General features: G+C 65.1%; 17 protein-coding genes. 11 read left to right on the top strand and 6 right to left on the bottom strand.

The window, feature by feature from the left end; translation table 11 throughout:
* Window positions 1-3: 3 nt before the first annotated feature.
* Complete coding sequence (leuD, locus tag YU9_RS0130885; protein WP_027576264.1) at window positions 4-612, bottom strand: 3-isopropylmalate dehydratase small subunit; 609 nt, start codon at window positions 610-612, stop codon at window positions 4-6.
* Window positions 609-2033, bottom strand: coding sequence for a 3-isopropylmalate dehydratase large subunit (gene leuC, locus YU9_RS0130880; protein WP_027576263.1), 1425 nt, complete (start codon window positions 2031-2033; stop codon window positions 609-611). Before leuC ends, leuD begins: the two co-directional genes overlap by 4 nt.
* Before the next feature lie 116 nt (window positions 2034-2149).
* On the opposite strand from leuC, the gene YU9_RS0130875 reads away from it, so the two are divergent.
* Complete coding sequence (locus YU9_RS0130875; RefSeq protein WP_027576262.1) at window positions 2150-3070, top strand: LysR family transcriptional regulator; 921 nt, start codon at window positions 2150-2152, stop codon at window positions 3068-3070.
* Window positions 3071-3095: 25 nt separating this feature from the next.
* On the opposite strand, the gene YU9_RS0130870 is transcribed toward YU9_RS0130875, so the two are convergent.
* From YU9_RS0130870 to YU9_RS0130860, 3 genes are all read right to left on the bottom strand, one after another.
* Window positions 3096-3587: a hypothetical protein gene (locus tag YU9_RS0130870; RefSeq protein ID WP_027576261.1), complete on the bottom strand. Its 492-nt coding sequence runs from the start codon at window positions 3585-3587 to the stop codon at window positions 3096-3098.
* Window positions 3588-3745: 158 nt separating this feature from the next.
* The gene (locus YU9_RS0130865; protein ID WP_027576260.1) at window positions 3746-4198 is read right to left on the bottom strand and encodes a DNA polymerase III subunit chi; all 453 of its coding nucleotides are present in this window, start codon (window positions 4196-4198) and stop codon (window positions 3746-3748) included.
* A 6-nt stretch (window positions 4199-4204) separates the two neighbouring features.
* The gene (locus YU9_RS0130860; RefSeq protein ID WP_027576259.1) at window positions 4205-5704 is read right to left on the bottom strand and encodes a leucyl aminopeptidase; all 1500 of its coding nucleotides are present in this window, start codon (window positions 5702-5704) and stop codon (window positions 4205-4207) included.
* Window positions 5705-6041: 337 nt separating this feature from the next.
* Here YU9_RS0130860 and lptF point away from each other — a divergent pair, with 337 nt between their 5' ends.
* From lptF to YU9_RS42970, 10 genes are all read left to right on the top strand, one after another.
* Window positions 6042-7211 (top strand): LPS export ABC transporter permease LptF, encoded by a 1170-nt coding sequence (gene lptF / locus YU9_RS0130855; protein WP_027576258.1) that lies wholly within the window; start codon window positions 6042-6044, stop codon window positions 7209-7211.
* Window positions 7208-8305, top strand: coding sequence for an LPS export ABC transporter permease LptG (gene lptG, locus YU9_RS0130850; RefSeq protein ID WP_027576257.1), 1098 nt, complete (start codon window positions 7208-7210; stop codon window positions 8303-8305). The genes lptF and lptG overlap by 4 nt, the downstream gene beginning before the upstream one ends.
* On the top strand, window positions 8305-10794 hold the full coding sequence (locus YU9_RS0130845; protein WP_027576256.1) for an LPS-assembly protein LptD: 2490 nt from the start codon (window positions 8305-8307) through the stop codon (window positions 10792-10794). Before lptG ends, YU9_RS0130845 begins: the two co-directional genes overlap by 1 nt.
* Window positions 10795-10856: 62 nt before the next feature.
* Complete coding sequence (locus YU9_RS0130840; protein ID WP_027576255.1) at window positions 10857-11792, top strand: SurA N-terminal domain-containing protein; 936 nt, start codon at window positions 10857-10859, stop codon at window positions 11790-11792.
* On the top strand, window positions 11792-12817 hold the full coding sequence (gene pdxA, locus YU9_RS0130835; protein WP_027576254.1) for a 4-hydroxythreonine-4-phosphate dehydrogenase PdxA: 1026 nt from the start codon (window positions 11792-11794) through the stop codon (window positions 12815-12817). Before YU9_RS0130840 ends, pdxA begins: the two co-directional genes overlap by 1 nt.
* Window positions 12817-13674 carry a 16S rRNA (adenine(1518)-N(6)/adenine(1519)-N(6))-dimethyltransferase RsmA gene (rsmA, locus tag YU9_RS0130830; RefSeq protein ID WP_027576253.1) on the top strand — a complete coding sequence of 286 codons (858 nt, stop codon included), beginning with the start codon at window positions 12817-12819 and terminating at the stop codon, window positions 13672-13674. The genes pdxA and rsmA overlap by 1 nt, the downstream gene beginning before the upstream one ends.
* A gap of 22 nt (window positions 13675-13696) precedes the next feature.
* Window positions 13697-14755, top strand: coding sequence for an alcohol dehydrogenase (locus YU9_RS0130825; protein WP_027576252.1), 1059 nt, complete (start codon window positions 13697-13699; stop codon window positions 14753-14755).
* 77 nt (window positions 14756-14832) lie between these two features.
* Window positions 14833-15069 (top strand): hypothetical protein, encoded by a 237-nt coding sequence (locus tag YU9_RS0130820; protein WP_027576251.1) that lies wholly within the window; start codon window positions 14833-14835, stop codon window positions 15067-15069.
* A 194-nt stretch (window positions 15070-15263) separates the two neighbouring features.
* A complete protein-coding gene (locus YU9_RS0130815; RefSeq protein ID WP_036018585.1) occupies window positions 15264-15455 on the top strand; it encodes a hypothetical protein in 192 nt (63 codons plus the stop codon).
* A 3-nt stretch (window positions 15456-15458) separates the two neighbouring features.
* Complete coding sequence (locus YU9_RS42970; RefSeq protein ID WP_036018574.1) at window positions 15459-15650, top strand: hypothetical protein; 192 nt, start codon at window positions 15459-15461, stop codon at window positions 15648-15650.
* 61 nt (window positions 15651-15711) lie between these two features.
* Here the strand turns inward: YU9_RS42970 and YU9_RS42965 are convergent, their stop codons facing one another.
* Complete coding sequence (locus YU9_RS42965) at window positions 15712-15939, bottom strand: hypothetical protein (protein WP_156952227.1); 228 nt, start codon at window positions 15937-15939, stop codon at window positions 15712-15714.
* Window positions 15940-16721 lie beyond the last annotated feature (782 nt).

Raw genomic sequence — 16721 nt, 5'->3', positions numbered from 1 at the left:
AGTTCAGACGATCCAGGGGTTCTCCGCCCGATGCCGCGCCTCGAAGGCGCGTATGTCGTCGGCGAAGACGAGCGTGGAGGCGATGAAATCGCGGCCCGTCAGGAAGGCTTCTTTCCTGTCCGGCTCGATGTCGAATCCGATCGAGCGGCGACCGCAATCGAACTGGATCGTCTGCGCGGGAAGGTCGATCGTGACGTCATTGCGCGAGCTGTCGGCCACGGCCCGGGCGAGCCCCGCCACCACGCCGGGATCGAGCGAAATCGTCAACAGTCCGTTGTTGGCGCAATTGTCGTTGAAGATGCCGGCGAAGCTGGTGCCGATCAGCGCGCGAATGCCGAGCTGCTGAAGCCCCCAGACCGCGTGCTCGCGGCTCGACCCGCAGCCGAAGTTGGGGCCGACCACGAGAAAGCAGGCGTTGCGATAGCCGTCCTGATTCAGGATGAAGTCCGGATTGGGCTTGCCGCCGCTGAAGCGCAGCAGGTTGAAGGCGCCCTCGCCGAGCCCGCTGCGGTCCACGCCCTTGAGAAACATTTTCGGCATGATGACGTCCGTGTCGACATTCGGCGCCATCATCGGCGCAGCCACGCCCATGACCTGACCAAACGGAATCATTGGCGCGCTCCTCCCAACAGAGATCGCACATCCGTGATGCGTCCGGTGACGGCTGCCGCGGCCACCATGGCCGGGCTCATCAGGTGCGTGCGCGCGCCCGGCCCCTGGCGGCCCTCGAAGTTGCGGTTGGTGGAGGACGCACAGCGCTCACCCGGCTTCAGGACATCGTCATTCATCGCAAGGCACATCGAGCAGCCGGATTGCCGCCATTCAACGCCGGCGTCGGTGAAGACTTTGGCGAGACCTTCCGCCTCGGCCTGCGCCCTGACCTGGGTCGAACCCGGCACCACGATCGCCCGCACGCCCTCGGCAACGCGGCGGCCGCGAAAGATCTCGGCCGCATCGCGCAAATCCTCGATGCGCGAATTCGTACAGGAGCCGATGAACGCGAAGTCGATCGAAACGGATTGAATGGGCGTTCCCGGCGTCAGGCCCATATAGCTCAGTGCGCGCATAGCCGCGGCCTCGCGATCGGGTGCGGCCTGTTGCGCGGGATAGGGCACAGTGCCAGTCACCGCGATCGCCTGATCGGGACTGGTGCCCCAAGTCACCAGCGGTGCGACCTCGGAGACATCGAGCGTCAGCTCGCGATCGAACCTGGCATCAGGATCGGAGGACAGAGCAAGCCAGCTCCGTGCGGCGCGCTCCCACATCTCGCCCTTTGGGGAACGGGGACGACCCTTGAGATAATCCAGCACCTTCCGATCCGGCGCGATCACGACGCCGCGCGCACCGGCCTCGACGATCATGATCGAGATCACGATCCGGCCCTCGACGCTCATGTTCGAGACGACGGGACCGCTGAACTCCACAGCGTATCCGGTCGCACCATCGGCACCGATCCGCCGGATCACCTCCATCACGATGTCCTTGGGTGTCACGCCGAGCGGCGCTGCTCCCGTCAGGTGGATGCGCATCGTCTTGAGGCGGCGATAGCGTACCGTCGACGTCGCGAGATAGTGCTCGATGTCGGATGTCCCGATGCCGTAGCCGAGGGCACCGAACGCGCCATAGGCGGTGCTGTGGCTGTCGCCGGCGGCGATCACCATGCCCGGCATGACCAGCCCCTGCTCGGGTGCGACCACATGCTCGATGCCCTGCCGCGGATCGAGGATATCAAAGTATTCGATGCCGAAATCCCTGGCGTTCTCGGCGAAGTAATCGACCTGCCGCGCCGCGCCTCGGTCCGGCATCGCGCGGGTGCGCTGAGCCGCGGTCGGGTTGACGTGGTCGACCACCATCAGCGCGGCCTTCGGATTCCAGACCTTGCGCCCGGCGGCGCGCAGCCCGGCAAAGGCCTGCGGACTGGTATATTCGTTGAGCACGGTACGGTCGACATAGAGCAACACGAGACCGCTATCATCGAGATTGCGGACGACATGGGCGTCGACCAGCTTGTCGTACAGCGTGCGCGCGGCCATCGCGCTTTCCTCCCAGAGAAGACTCGCCGCACCGTGCCGCCCGCGGCACTGGAAATCCAATGTCGTGTTCTGATATCGTTATGCAGAGCTTGCATAAGCGATCCGGAGGCCTCGGAATGGAGATCAACTGGCTGCACGATTTCATCGCGGTGGCGACGACACGCAGCTTCTCGCGGGCGGCAGAGCAGCGCAATTGCTCGCAGCCGGCGCTGAGCCGCAGAATCCAGGCGCTCGAGGTTTGGACCGGCGCGCCGCTGCTGGATCGCACCACTCACAGCGTCAATCTCACAGCGGCCGGCGAAGGGTTTCGCGAGACCGCGGAGGACGTCCTGCGCCGGCTCTCCGCCGGTCGGCTCGACGCTCAGGAGCGGGCCCGCGGCGCGTCCGACGTGCTGAAATTCGCATCGACCAACGCGCTGTCGCTGACCTTCTTTCCCGACTGGCTGCGCGGCATCGAGACCAAGCTATCGTTCGTGCCGAACGTGCAGCTCGTCGCCAATCACATGGAGGCCTGCGAGCGGATATTGCTGGCCGGCGATGCGCATTTCCTGCTCTGCCATTACCACCCGTCGGCGGCCACGGCGCTGGCGCCGTCGCATTTCCGCTCGCTGCATGTCGGGGACGACAGGCTCATTCCAGCATCGGTGCCGATGTCGGGTCGAAGCCGCAAGCCACGTTTCAAGCTGCCTGGCACGGCAGCCGCGCCGGTCCCCTTCCTGAGCTTCCGCCCTGAATCGGGCATGGGACGAATCCTCGAGGCCGTACGCGCGACCTCGCCGCTGGACGCGCATCTGCGCGCAGCCTTCACCTCTCACCTCGCAAAGCTGCTGGTGACGATGGTCCAGGCCGGCCGCGGCATGGCGTGGTTGCCGGAAAGCCTGATCGCCGATCAGCTCGCCTCGGGCGAGATCGTCGCCGCAGGCGGACCGGAATGGTGCGTGCCGATCGAGATCCATGTATTCCGGCCGAAGCTTCGCCTGGCACAGGCCGCCGAGGCGTTTTGGCAGCACATCGCGAAAAGCAGCCGTCAGACCTAACAGAGCCGCGTCCGCGCGCTCCCCTTTACGCCGACTTCTTCTTCGCTTTCGGCTTCGCCGCCTTCGGCGTCGGTTGCGGCTCGGGATTGCCTTCGATCGAGGACAGGCGGCCGGACGTGAACGTGTAGATGCCGGCGCGCGGGCCGGTGGTCCAGGTGACGACGGCAACGCGGCGGCCGATGGCGTCGTTGGAGAGGTTGACGCTCGAAGGCGCGCCGATGCCGCGTACCACGTCGCATTCAGTGTGGCCGAGCGCGACCGTGCCGCCGACCGGCGCGGGTGCCGTCGTCGAGGCATTGGCATCGGCCGGTCCGGGCGGCGGCGCCATGCCGGGACAGGCGCCGTCGGCGCTGACGAGGTCCTCGGGTCCTACGGGCTTGTCAGGAGTCAGCGGCGGCGATTCGATCGAGATGTTCTTGATGAAGAGACGGCCGGGTCTCTGAAACCATTCGGCGTCCTTCGACAACAGATCGGTCCCGCCCGAACAGCCCGCGAGCAGCGGTGCTACGGCAGCCAACGCAATCATGAGCGAGCCGGGAAGCTTTTGATGTCGCACGATAAACTAATTCCCCGCGTGAAGGACCAGCCCTAAGCGATTGTCCCAACATCCCTTTGCGGCACGAAGGTGGCCGAAGCCAGCATCGCCCGAAAAGTGCAAATTATCATTAATTGCGGCTAATTGCGCTTCTGCCACCGGCCACGCTCATCGGCCTGCCAATAGGTGACATCAAATCCCTTCGCCTTGCAATCCGTCCAGGCCGTGCGGGCGAGCGCAAGCGCGTCCGGGTCATCGCCGTTGAACAGCAGCACCATGCGCTCATAGCCCTGTGCGTCCTCCGGCAGCGCGGCATTGTCGATCAGGAAGCGGACATTGGCACCGTTGGGATTGCCGCCCTCGATCGCCAGCACGATCGGCTGATCGGCGGCATCGTTCGCGCGCCATGTCGCGTGCGGCAGGAAGGAATCGTCGCGATAGGTCCACAAATGCCCGTCGAGCGCATCGGCGCGCTCCTCCGAGGTCGACTGCACCACGACACGCCAGCCGCGCTCGAGCGATTTCTCGAGAAGCGGCGGCAACACATTCTCCACCGTCATGTTTTGCAGATGGTAGAACAGCACTTCAGTCATGTCAGGTCATTTGCGCTCGTAATGGTCGGCGACCAGGCGATCGAGCAGGCGGACGCCGTAGCCGCTTCCCCAGCTCTGGTTGATGTCGGTCTTCGGCGCGCCCATGGCGGTGCCGGCGATGTCGAGATGCGCCCAGGGCACCCCGTCGACGAAGCGCTGGAGAAACTGCGCTGCCGTGATCGAACCGCCATGGCGGCCGCCGGTGTTCTTCATGTCGGCAAACTGGGAATCGATCAGCTTGTCGTATTCGGGGCCGAGCGGCATCCGCCAGACCTTCTCCCCGCTCTCGATGCCGGCCGTGAGCAGCCGGTCGGCAAGCTCGTCGTTGTTGGAGAACATGCCGGCATGCTCGGTGCCGAGCGCCACCATGATCGCGCCGGTCAGCGTCGCCAGATCGACCATGAATTTCGGCTTCACCTTCTTGGCGACGTACCAGAGCACGTCGGCCAGCACGAGGCGGCCCTCCGCGTCGGTGTTGATGATCTCGATGGTCTGACCGGACATCGAGGTGACGATGTCGCCCGGCCGCTGCGCGTTGCCGTCCGGCATGTTCTCGACGAGGCCGATGGCGCCGACCGCGTTGACCTTCGCCTTGCGCGCGGCGAGCGCATGCATCAGGCCGACGACGCAGGCTGCGCCTCCCATGTCGCCCTTCATGTCCTCCATGCTGCCGGCCGGCTTGATCGAGATGCCGCCGGTGTCGAAGCAGACGCCCTTGCCGACGAAGGCGACCGGTGCCTCGTCCTTCTTGCCGCCATCCCAGCGCATGATCACGGTGCGGCTCGGCCGCGCCGAGCCCTGGCCGACGCCGAGCAGCGCGCCCATGCCGAGCTTCTGCATCGCCTTGACGTCGAGCACGTCGACCTTGACGCCGAACTTGCGGAGCTGACTGGCTCTTCGCGCGAATTCCTCGGGGAAAAGCACGTTCGGTGGCTCGTTGACGAGGTCGCGCGCAATGACCACGCCATCGATGACGTGGCCGGCCGAGGCAAACACCTTCTTCGCAGCACCGGCATCGCCGACCGCGAGCGAGACGTCGGCACGCGCGCCGCCCTCCTCGCCGTCCTTCTTCTTGGTCTTGTAGCGATCGAACTTGTAAGCGCGGAGTCGCAGGCCCGAGGCGACCGCAACCGCCTGCTCGCTCGTCATGGCGCCATCAGGCAGCTCCGCCATGATGGTCATGGCGCTGGTGCCAGCGGGCAGCTTGCTCGCGGCCACCCCGCCGAATTTAAGGAGATCATTCGCCTTCAGGCCGGTCGCCTTGCCGGCGCCGATCACGATCAGCCGGGTCGCCTTCACCCCCTCGGGCGCCAGAATGTCCAGCGCGGCGCCACTTTTCCCTTTGAAGGCGGCGGCAGTAGCCGCGCGCTTCACGAGGTCGACGGCGCCACCCAGCGCCTTGGCCGTCGCCGGGCCGAGCTTCAGGCCATCGTCGCAAAACACGACCAGGATGCCACGGGGGGCGGCAGACAACGGGACAAAGCCGACCTTGATGGCATCGGACATGGATAACTCCTCCAAAACATGGGGCTTTTCGTCGTTCGGGAGTTCCAGTCACAAACCGGCTGAACGGCGATTCACTGAGGCTTCCCCCACTATGGGCCAGCGGCCCGCCCGATGCCAAGCGCCGCCGTGGCCGCGGGGCCACAACGACCGAAATATTAACCATGTAATGAGGGTGCCATGGGGCAGCCATTTTGTTGACGGATCAAAGGGATGGTAGTGAGAGAATGAACCGCCGGAAGGGCTGTTGGCCGACCTTGGGGATCCCCTGACGGGGATTGGTTGGACCGCCGGAATTCTGGTCGACATTGGGGCTTGGTGGGAATTCGTGCGATAGCGCATGGGGTCGATCGATAGGTATATCTTCCGCACGACGCTGGCGTCGTTTGCGCTGGTCCTGGTCAGCCTCACCGGCGTGATCTGGATTACGCAGGCGTTGCGCGGCATCGACCTGATGACGAGCCAGGGTCAGACCATCCTCACCTTCCTCGGCATCACCAGCCTCGTGATTCCGGCCTTGGTCCTGATCATCTCGCCGATCGCGCTGATGATCGCGATTTCGCACACGCTGAACAAGCTCGCGACCGATTCCGAGATCATCGTGATGAATGCCGCCGGCTTCTCGCCGTTCCGGCTGTTCTATCCGTTCTTCTACGCCACCTGCGTGGTGGCGTTGCTGGTCGCCTTCATCGCGGCCTATCTCGCCCCCGACGGCATGCGGCGGATCAAGCAGTGGGACGCCGAGATCACCGCCGACGTGCTCACCAACATCCTGCAGCCCGGTCGCTTCGCCCAGCTCGACAGGAACCTGACGATCCGGATCCGCGAGCGCCTGCCCGGCGGCATTCTCGCCGGCATCTTCATCGACGACCGCCGCGATCCGAACGAGCGCGTCTCGATCGTCGCCGAGCACGGCGAGGTCGTGAAGAACGAGACCGGCTCGTTCCTGGTGCTGGAGACCGGCAATCTCCAGCGCTTCGAGGCGGGCAAGCGCGATCCTGCGCTGGTGGCGTTCGGCCGCTACGGCTTCGATATGTCGAAGTTCTCCAACCAGGGCCGCGACGTCACCCTCGGCATCCGCGAGCGCTATCTGTGGGAGCTGTTCTCGCCGTCAGAGAACGACCCCGTCTACAAGCAGATTCCCGGCCAGTTCCGCTCGGCCCTGCATGACGGCATCCTGGCGCCGATCTATCCGTTCGCCTTTGCCGTGCTGACCTTCGCATTCCTGGGGGCGCCTCGCACCACGCGCCAGAGCCGCAATTTCTCGATCGCCTCCTCGATCGTCGCGGTGTTCGGCCTGCGCATGGCCGGCTTCGCCTGTTCGGTGATGGCGGTGAAATCGCCGGGCGCGGTGCTGGCCCAATATGCGATGGTCGTGGGCGCGATCGGGATCGGGCTCGCCATGATCATCGGCGGCGTCGTGGTCGAGCCGCCGCCTGGCCTGATGGAGGCCATCAACAGGTCGAACGCACGGATCGCGCGGCTGTTCGGACGTCCGGCCACCGCATGAGCATGCTCACCAACACACTCGGGCGCTATTTCGCCGGCCGCTTCGTGGTCGCGGCGCTCGGCGTCTTCGGTGGCATTTTCCTGCTGCTGGTGCTGGTCGACTACATCGAGATGGTGCGCAAGACCTCAGGCCTGGCATCCGCCTCCGCGATCATGGTGGCCGAGACCTCGCTGTTCCGGGTGCCGCAGCTTTTGGAGAAGCTGACGCCGTTCTGCATGCTGATCGGCGCCATGACCTGCTATCTCGCCCTCTCCCGCCGGCTCGAGCTGGTGGTGGCGCGCGCTGCCGGCATCTCCGCCTGGCAGTTCATCTCGCCGGCGCTCGGCAGCGCGCTCTTGATCGGGGTGATCGCCACCGTCGCCTACAATCCGATGTCGGCCAATTTGCGCGAGCTGTCCAAGCGGATGGAAGCCGAGCTGTTCGGCTCGGCGCCCGGCGGCGGCATCCAGGACGCCTCCGGCTTCTGGCTCAATCAGGTGACCAACGACGGCCAGACCATCATCAATGCGGCGCGCAGCGAGCAGCAGGGTATCCGGCTCACCGGGCTCACGCTGTTCCGGTTCGACCCGGACCAGCACTTCAAGGAGCGGGTCGAGGCGCGCGAGGCGACGCTCGAGGCCGGCCGCTGGCTGTTCAAAGGCGTCCGCCGCTTCTCGCTGGACGCACCGCCGATCGACCAGGCCAGCCTGGAGATCCCGACCACGCTGACCGAGGCGCAGGTCCGCAACAGCTTTTCCACCCCTGAGACTGTGTCCTTTTGGCAACTACCGAGCTACATCCGCTCGTCGGAAAGCTCGGGCTTCGCGACAGCCGGATACCGACTCCAGTATCAGAAGCTTCTGGCACAGCCGTTTTTGCTCGCGGCCATGGTGATGCTCGCGGCCTCCGTGTCGTTGCGCTTCTTCCGGATGGGCGGCGTGCAGAAGATGGTTTTGAGTGGCGTGGGCGCAGGCTTTCTGCTCTACGTTCTGTCGAAAGTAACTGAGGATTTGAGCAAGGCTGAGTTGATGCATCCGATCGCTGCGGCGTGGTTGCCCGTTGTGGTGGGCGGCCTCACCGGCTTTTTGGCCTTGCTCTATCAGGAGGACGGATAGTGACTGCCGTCCACCGAGGGCTCGTGTCTCGTTTGACGCGGCGTACATTGGTGCGCGCGAACGGGTGCGGCTTGTCCGTCCGCAGGCTCCTGATTGCCGTCGTCGCCGCCGCCTCGCTCGGCGGGTTGATCGACGCTGCCGCCGTGGCGCCGGCCCAGGCCCAGAGCTTCACCTACAATCCGCTGCCGCCGCGTCCGAAGCCGCCGAAGGCGGCCAACGACAACCAGATGCTGGTTCAGGCGACCGAGGTCGATTACGACTACAACAATTCGCGCGTCTCCGCGGTCGGTAACGTCCAGCTGTTCTACAACGGCACCAGCGTCGAGGCCGACCGGGTCATCTACGACCAGAAGACCAAGCGGCTGCATGCCGAAGGCAACATCCGCATGACGGATGCCGACGGCAAGATCACCTATGCGGAGATCATGGATCTCTCCGACGATTACCGCGACGGTTTCGTCGATTCGCTGCGCGTGGACACCGCCGACCAGACCCGCATGGCCGCGAGCCGCGCCGACCGCTCCAGCGGCAACTACACGGTGTTCGAGAACGGCGTCTATACCGCCTGCGCGCCGTGTAAGGACGATCCGAAGAAGCCGCCGCTATGGCAGGTCAAGGGTGCGCGCATCATCCACGACCAGCAGGAGAAGATGCTGTATTTCGAGACGGCGCAGCTCGAATTCTTCGGCGTGCCGCTCGCCTACATGCCCTATTTCTCGACCCCCGACCCGACCGTGAAGCGCAAGTCCGGCTTCCTGATGCCCGGCTACTTCCCGGGCACGACGAACACGGGCTTCGGCGTGGAGGTTCCCTATTATTGGGCGATCGCGCCCGACATGGACGCAACCATCACCCCCCGCTTCATGACGCGGCAAGGCGTCATGCTGCAGGGCGAATTCCGCCAGCGCCTGATCGACGGCGCCTACCAGATCCGCGCTTACGGCATCGACCAGCTCGATCCCGGAGCATTCGCCGGGCTGCCCGGCGACCGCCAGTTCCGCGGCGCCGTCGACACCAAGGGCCAGTTCGCGCTGAACGACAAATGGGTCTGGGGCTGGGACGGCGTCCTGATGTCCGACTACTATTTCTTCTCGGACTACCGGCTCTATCAGTACCGTGATCCGCTCGGCTCGTTCCTGCTGCTGCCGACGGAAGCGCTGTCGCAGCTCTATCTGACCGGCGTCGGCAATCGCAGCTTCTTCGATGCGCGCACGATGTACTGGCTGAGCTATTCCGGCAACCAGAGCCAGGTGCCGATCGTCTATCCGGTGATCGACTACTCCAACGTGCTCAACTATCCCGTCTTCGGCGGCGAGTTCAGCTACAAGACCAATTTCGTGAACCTGTCGCGTGACGATGCGGTGTTCGATCCGATCACGACGGTCGCCAACACCAACGGCCTGTGCACTACGGCGTCGGCCGATCCGCTGGCGCGCATGCCCTCGCAGTGCCTGCTGCGCGGCTTCCCGGGCACCTACACGCGCCTCACGGCGGAAGCGCAGTGGCGCAAATCCTTCACCGATCCGTTCGGCCAGATCTGGACGCCGTTCGCGAGCCTGCGCGCCGACGCGATCAACTCCTCGGTCTCCAACCAGCCCGGCGTGTCGAACTACCTGCCCGTCGGCGACACCCAGGCGTTCCGCCTGATGCCGACCGTGGGCCTGGAGTACCGCTATCCCTTCATCAACATTCAGCCCTGGGGATCGACCACCGTCGAGCCGATCGCGCAGATCATCATCCGGCCGAACGAGACCTATGCCGGCAAGCTGCCGAACGAGGACGCCCAGAGCATGGTGTTCGACGCCTCGAACCTGTTCAGCGTCGACAAGTTCTCTGGCTACGACCGCGTCGAGGGCGGTGGCCGCGCCAATGTCGGCGTGCAGTCCACCACGCAGTTCGACAAGGGCGGTGCGGTCAAGGTGCTGTTCGGCCAGTCCTACCACCTGTTCGGCCTGAACTCCTTCGCGGTCCAGGACACCATCAATACCGGCCTGGATTCCGGCCTCGACAAGCCGCGGTCCGATTACGTCGCGAGCGCCAGCTACTCGCCCAACAGCACCTACACGTTCAGCGTCCGCTCCCGCATGGACGAGCAGACCTGGAACGTGCAGCGTTTCGAGGCCGAAGGCCGCGCCAACTTCAATCGCTGGTCGGTCGCCGTGCTGTACGGCAATTACGCAGCCCAGCCGGAGCTCGGCTATCTGACCCGCCGCGAGGGTATCCTGACCTCGGGCTCGATCAAGATCGCGACCAACTGGGTGGTGTCGGGCTCGGCGCGCTGGGACCTCGAGGCCAACAAGATCAACCAGTATGTGCTCGGTGCCGGCTATGTCGACGATTGCTTCGTGCTGGCGGCGAACTATGTAACTTCGTATAGCTATTCCGCGGGCACCGCACCGCCCACGTTGAGCCACGCGTTCATGTTCCAAATCGGCCTGCGCACGCTGGCGACCTCGTCGACGACCAGCAGTTCCGCCGGCCTCCAGTGAACGGGATTGAAGTGCCGGCCGCGCTTGCCCCACCACGACGCGGCTGACATGCGAGCGACATCATGACGACCCCATTGCCTGTCTTCCGCCTCCTTTTCGCCATCGGTGCCGGGCTGATGCTGACCGCCCTGCCCTCGCGGTCGCATGCGCAGAACATCGTCGTCATGGTCAATGGCGATCCGATCACCGATTTCGACATCGAGCAGCGCTCCAAGCTCGACCAGCTGACGACGCAGAAGACCCCGAGCCGGCAGGACGTCATCAACGAGCTGATCGACGACAAGGTGAAGCTCAAGGAAGGCAAGAAGTACGGCGTCGATCCCGGCATCTCCGACATCAACCAGTCCTATGAAGGCATGGCGCAGCGCATGCGCATCTCGCCGGATCAGCTCACCAAGTCGCTCGAATCCAAGGGCGTCCGCCCGGAGACGCTGAAGGGCCGCATGAAGGCCGAGATGGTCTGGACCAGCCTCGTGCGCGGTCGCTTCAAGGAGAAGCTGCTGGTCGGCGAGCGCGACGTCGCGCAGGCCGTGCAGGCCCAGACCGGCGACAAGCTCCAGATCGAGGGCACCGAATACAAGATGCAGCCGATCGTGCTGATCGTGCCGCGCGGCTCGTCGGCGGCGTTCATGGAGACACGGAAGAAGGAAGCCGAGACCTATCGCGCGCGCGTCGGCAGCTGCGAGGAAGCCAACTCGCTGTTCCGCTCGACGCCGAACGCCACCATCCGCGACAGCGTCACCAAGACCACCGCGGAGCTGCCCGAGCCGCTGCGCAAGGTGCTCGACGATACGCCGATCGGCCACCTGACCGCGCCCGAGGTGACCAAGGCCGGCATCGAGATGGTGGTGCTGTGCTCGCGCAAGCCGACCATGATCGACACGCCGAAGAAGCGCGAGGTCCGCGAGAAGATGTATCAGGAGAAGTACGAGAAGACCCAAAAGGCCTATCTCGACGAGCTCCGCAAGGCGGCGATGATCGAATATCGCAATCGCTGATGGTCAAGCCTTCCGCAGCGCGCTCGGCAAAACCCCTCGCCCTGACCCTGGGAGAGCCCGCCGGCATCGGCCCCGACATCACGATCGCAACCTGGCTCAGGCGCCGCGAGTTGAACCTACCCGCCTTCTATCTGCTCGGCGACGAGGCGCTGATCGCGCGTCGCGCCAAAGCGCTCGGCGCCGACGTCAGGATCGCCGCGGTGAGCCCCGGTGAGGCCGCTACCGCCTTCACCGATGCCCTGCCCGTGGTCGCGACCGGCGAGCGCGCGAGCGCCGAGCCCGGCAAGCCCGACGCATCCAGCGCGCCGGCCGCGCTCGCCTCGATCCGTCAGGCGGTCATCGACGTGCGCGCGGGCCGCGCCGGCGCCGTCGTCACCAACCCGATCGCCAAGAGCGTGCTCTACCGCGCCGGCTTCCGCCATCCCGGCCACACCGAATTCCTCGCCGAGCTTGCCGCAGAGAACGGCCGCGTGCCGCAGCCGGTGATGATGCTGTGGTCGCCACAGCTCGCCGTGGTGCCCGTGACCATCCACGTCTCGATGCGCGATGCGCTGGGAGAGCTCACCAGCGAGCTGATCGTCTCGACCGTCCGCATCGTCGCGACCGAGCTGAAGTCGCGCTTCGGCATCGCAAAGCCGCGCATCGCGATCTCCGGGCTGAATCCGCATGCCGGCGAGGACGGATCGCTCGGACACGAGGAGCAGACCGTCATCGCTCCCGCGCTGAAAGTGCTGCGCAACGACGGCATCGAGGCCAGGGGCCCGCTGCCCGCCGACACCATGTTCCACGAGGCGGCGCGACAGACCTACGACTGCGCGGTCTGCATGTATCACGACCAGGCGTTGATCCCGATCAAGACCATCGCCTTCGACGACGCGGTCAACGTCACGCTCGGCCTGCCCTTCATCCGCACCTCGCCCGACCATGGCACGGCGTTCGACATCGCCGGCACCGGCAAGGCCAATCCGGCGAGCCTGATCGCGGCGCTCAAGCTTGCGAGCCGCATGGCCGCTTCGCAAAGCTGATGAGCGCCATCGACGACCTCCCGCCGCTGCGCGAGGTCATTCGCCAGCACGCGCTGTCGGCCAGGAAATCGCTTGGCCAGAACTTTCTGCTCGACCTCAACCTGACTGCGCGCATCGCGCGCGCGGCCGCGCCGCTGGACGAGGCGACCATCGTCGAGATCGGCCCGGGCCCGGGCGGGCTGACGCGGGCGCTGCTCGCGCTCGGCGCCCGCCGCGTCATCGCCATCGAGCATGACGAGCGCGCAATCCCGGCCTTGCAGGATATTTCGGCGCACTATCCTGATAGGCTCGAGATCGTGCATGGCGATGCCATGACCTTCGATCCGCGCCCGCTGCTGTCAGGCGAACGCGCGAAGATCGTCGCCAACCTGCCCTACAACATCGCGACCCAGCTTCTCATCAACTGGCTCACCGTCGAGCCCTGGCCGCCCTGGTACGACATGATGGTGCTGATGTTCCAGCGCGAGGTCGGCGAGCGCATCGTCGCGCGCGAGGACGAGGAGGCCTACGGCCGGCTCGGCGTGCTCGCCAACTGGCGCTGCGAGACCAAGATCCTGTTCGACATTTCGCCGTCCGCCTTCGTGCCGCCGCCGAAGGTCACCTCCTCTGTCGTGCGCCTTAAGCCGCGCGCAGAACCGCTGCCCTGCGATCGCAGGCTGCTCGAGCAGGTCGCGGCCGCTGCCTTCGGCCAGCGCCGAAAAATGCTGCGGCAAAGCCTGAAATCGCTGGGCGTCGATCCCGCGCGGCTCGCGAGCGCCGCCGGCGTCGATGCGACGCGGCGCGCGGAGACCATTCCCATTTCCGGCTTTGTTGCCATGGCGCGTGAATTGGCGGATATACGAAGCGAAGCTGAATAATCGGAATTTCGGAGGAAGGAATATGGCCTTGATGCGCAGGCAGTCCCTGGTCAAGTTCGACGCGCCGTTGTGCGAGACCATCGTCGACACGCCGAAGCCGCAAGGACGCGAGGTGCTGGTGCGCATCGAGCGCTGCGGCCTCTGCCATTCCGACCTGCACATCCAGGACGGCTATGCCGATCTCGGCGGCGGCAAGAAGCTCGACACCACGCGCGGCATGACGCTGCCCTTCACGCTCGGCCACGAGATCGCGGGCGTCGTCGACGAAGTCGGTCCCGACGTAGAAGCCAGCCTCGTCGGCGCAAAGAAAGCTGTCTTCCCGTGGATCGGCTGCGGCCAATGCCGCGACTGCGCCAATGGCGACGAGAATCTCTGCGTCAAGCAGCGCTTCCTCGGCGTCTCCATCGACGGCGGCTTCGCCACCCACGTGCTGGTGCCCGACGCCAAATATCTGCTCGACTACGATCCCCTGCCCGTCAACCAGGCCGCGACCCTGATGTGCTCCGGCGTCACCGCCTATGGCGCGCTCAAGCGCCTGGTCGACCGTCCGCGCCAGCGTAACCTCTTGCTGATCGGGCTCGGCGGCGTCGGCATGATGGGCCTGTCGTTCGCGCAGGCGATGTTCAAGCAGCCGATCACGGTTGCGGACCTCTCACCGGCCGCGCGCGAGACCGCGCTGAAGAACGGCGCCGCCGTCGCCTACGATCCGGCCGAGCCCGAGGTCATCAGGCGCATCCTGAAAGAAACCGAAGGTGGCTTCGACGAGATCGTCGATTTCGCCGGCAACGAGAAGTCGATGGCGTTCGCGGTCGCGGTCGCTGCGCGCGGCGGCAAGATCGTGGTGTCCGGCCTGATGGGCGGCCAGTTCACGCTGCCGATGGTGCAATGGGTCTACAAGCGCATGACCATCGAAGGTTTCATGGTCGGCACGCTAGCTGAGGCCCACGAGCTGATGGCGCTGGCACGCGCCGGCAAGATCAAGCCGACGCCGATGCGCGAGGAGCCGATGGGCGACGTCCAGAAGTGGATCGACGAGCTTCGCGCCGGCAAGGTCGTCGGCCGCATCGTCCTGAAGAACTGACCCACTCCGGCGGCCGGACCGATGCAAGTCTCACCCGCCGCGCGGGAACGCCTGCGGCCGCGCCGCGTTGGCAGCCCATGTCGATCCGTTGCACCGTCGAGAACGCATTCTTCATCGCCTGGAGCTTCCTCGAGAAGAGTGGCGAGCTCGGGCCGCCTGATGTGTCCGCAAACGTCATCCTCGATGCCATCGAAGCCCAGCTCAGGACCGGCGAGCGCCGGCCGTTGATGCTCGCCAACAGGGCGATCGCCATCTACCGCGAGCACGTCGCGCGAAACTGCGCCCCGGACCGACGCGAAGTACGGCTTGGATAATGGTCTTCGCTCGGCTGCCGTGGCGCCGATCAGGACGCCGTCGCAGACGTTCACTGCTGAAGCCGGTGCCGGACGCCCGTAGTTCTCCGGCCGAGAACAGAGTTCAATCTCATCGAGAACGAACGGCACCATTTGGAACGCCGCGAACGTCCATTGCGTTGATCTCACATCAGACAACGATGCAGTCGATGCGCATGACAAAGCCGTTGACGAAAACGATCCGACCTGTTCCCGAGCAGAACCGGAGTCCCAAGGGCGCCGGCAGCGCGCCGTCAGTTCCCGTCGACACCACCAAAGGCCGCCGCGACGACGAGAAGCAGAACATCCGCGAGCAGGCTGCGCATGGCAACCTCACCCAGAACACCAGCAACAGGCGCATGGGATAGACGATGAAGCAAGCGTTGGACGTGACGACTCTCGGCCGATGGTACGATCCCATCTCGGAGCGCTGGATTGAGCCGCGCGATACGCGGACCGCGACGTCGCCGGGTACGGAGGACGACGCCGTCCGCGAGCGTCAAAGGAGATTGCAGGTCGAACGCATCTGGCGCGCGCTGGTCGATTGCTGCGCGCGCGAGTGAGGCAAGTGATACGATTGCAAGGCCGTCGCCATCGATGGCGCCCGCCACGCCGCAGACACCATTATTTTTTCTTGTCGTCGGTCCTGTTCTCGCCCTTGGAGGTATCTTTCATACCGGGTCGATTGGCCCGGTTTACATTCATGCCGGTGGTGTCCATCGCTCCCTTCTCCGTGGCGCCGTTGGTGTTCTCCGGCCTTTCCATGCCGCTCTGCGGAGCGGGCCCGGTATTCTGGGCGGTGACGGACCCTATCATGGCTGCAAACGCGATCGCTGCGGTGAGCGCTTTCATGGGCATCTCCCTCGTCCTATGAATGACGTGCCCGGGAGAGAGTTGTTCCCGTGTTCCAGCCGGGACCGCGCACTGGCCGGTCCCCGCTCACAGCGTCGACTGACGCATCAGGTGCAGACAGGCCGGACTGAAGTCCCCGAGCCGCTGCAAGCACGGCCGTAGGATGGGTGGAGCGAAGCGATACCCATCGTTTCAGCCGCACAGGAGATGGGTTTCGCAAGGGCTCAACCCATCCTACGGGCTGCGGAGACTTGCGGATTTTACGCCTGATTATCTGAGCTGAGCGCGGGGTGCATGAACGTGTGATTATCCGTCGCGGCTTCGTCTGCCACGCGCTGAGCAGCGGCCCGCCGGTCCCCAGCACACGGCATGACGTCTCCTCAGCCGCGATTCAACGGCGGCGGAGGTGAGAAGTTTCCAGGTGCAACGGTCTTCATGGGGAGCAAGGACCCCATCCATCACACGGCTGCTCGGTCGAGCGATGCGGGAGCAGCGATTTCAGCTAAGGGCCCAGGCCGTGTGAAAATCCGGCGACTTGGGGCGCTCCGGCGCATTTCGTGGCCGCCGCGCTTCTCATTCGGTGGAATCGACCTCTTGTCATCTCAGTGGCAACCAGGAGCTTCGTGTAGGCGCTGATTTGGTCGCGCAGAGGCCGCCCTCACGCCTGCATCGCCTCCAGCAATCCGCCTAGGCCAACGATCATCATCACGCGCTTCATGTTGTAGGCGAGCACGTTGAGCGCCATCTCGGCGGCCACCTTTGGCAGCTTTTTCGTGAGAAAG

Source organism: Bradyrhizobium sp. WSM1743 (genome assembly GCF_000473065.1).
Classification (GTDB): Bacteria; Pseudomonadota; Alphaproteobacteria; order Rhizobiales; family Xanthobacteraceae; genus Bradyrhizobium.
Note: the sequence above shows the minus strand (reverse complement) of the source record. Positions and strands in the feature narration are given on the sequence as shown.

Excerpts from the sequence above, each read along its gene's own strand:
- rsmA (WP_027576253.1), top strand. The coding sequence starts at position 12,817 with ATGAGCGCCATCGACGACCTCCCGCCGCTGCGCGAGGTCATTCGCCAG.
- YU9_RS0130815 (WP_036018585.1), top strand. The coding sequence starts at position 15,264 with ATGACAAAGCCGTTGACGAAAACGATCCGACCTGTTCCCGAGCAGAAC.
- YU9_RS42970 (WP_036018574.1), top strand. The coding sequence starts at position 15,459 with ATGAAGCAAGCGTTGGACGTGACGACTCTCGGCCGATGGTACGATCCC.
- YU9_RS42965 (WP_156952227.1), bottom strand. The coding sequence starts at position 15,939 with ATGAAAGCGCTCACCGCAGCGATCGCGTTTGCAGCCATGATAGGGTCC.
- leuD (WP_027576264.1), bottom strand. The coding sequence starts at position 612 with ATGATTCCGTTTGGTCAGGTCATGGGCGTGGCTGCGCCGATGATGGCG.
- YU9_RS0130865 (WP_027576260.1), bottom strand. The coding sequence starts at position 4,198 with ATGACTGAAGTGCTGTTCTACCATCTGCAAAACATGACGGTGGAGAAT.
- YU9_RS0130820 (WP_027576251.1), top strand. The coding sequence starts at position 14,833 with ATGTCGATCCGTTGCACCGTCGAGAACGCATTCTTCATCGCCTGGAGC.
- YU9_RS0130875 (WP_027576262.1), top strand. The coding sequence starts at position 2,150 with ATGGAGATCAACTGGCTGCACGATTTCATCGCGGTGGCGACGACACGC.
- pdxA (WP_027576254.1), top strand. The coding sequence starts at position 11,792 with ATGGTCAAGCCTTCCGCAGCGCGCTCGGCAAAACCCCTCGCCCTGACC.
- YU9_RS0130825 (WP_027576252.1), top strand. The coding sequence starts at position 13,697 with ATGGCCTTGATGCGCAGGCAGTCCCTGGTCAAGTTCGACGCGCCGTTG.
- YU9_RS0130860 (WP_027576259.1), bottom strand. The coding sequence starts at position 5,704 with ATGTCCGATGCCATCAAGGTCGGCTTTGTCCCGTTGTCTGCCGCCCCC.
- lptF (WP_027576258.1), top strand. The coding sequence starts at position 6,042 with ATGGGGTCGATCGATAGGTATATCTTCCGCACGACGCTGGCGTCGTTT.
- YU9_RS0130840 (WP_027576255.1), top strand. The coding sequence starts at position 10,857 with ATGACGACCCCATTGCCTGTCTTCCGCCTCCTTTTCGCCATCGGTGCC.
- leuC (WP_027576263.1), bottom strand. The coding sequence starts at position 2,033 with ATGGCCGCGCGCACGCTGTACGACAAGCTGGTCGACGCCCATGTCGTC.
- lptG (WP_027576257.1), top strand. The coding sequence starts at position 7,208 with ATGAGCATGCTCACCAACACACTCGGGCGCTATTTCGCCGGCCGCTTC.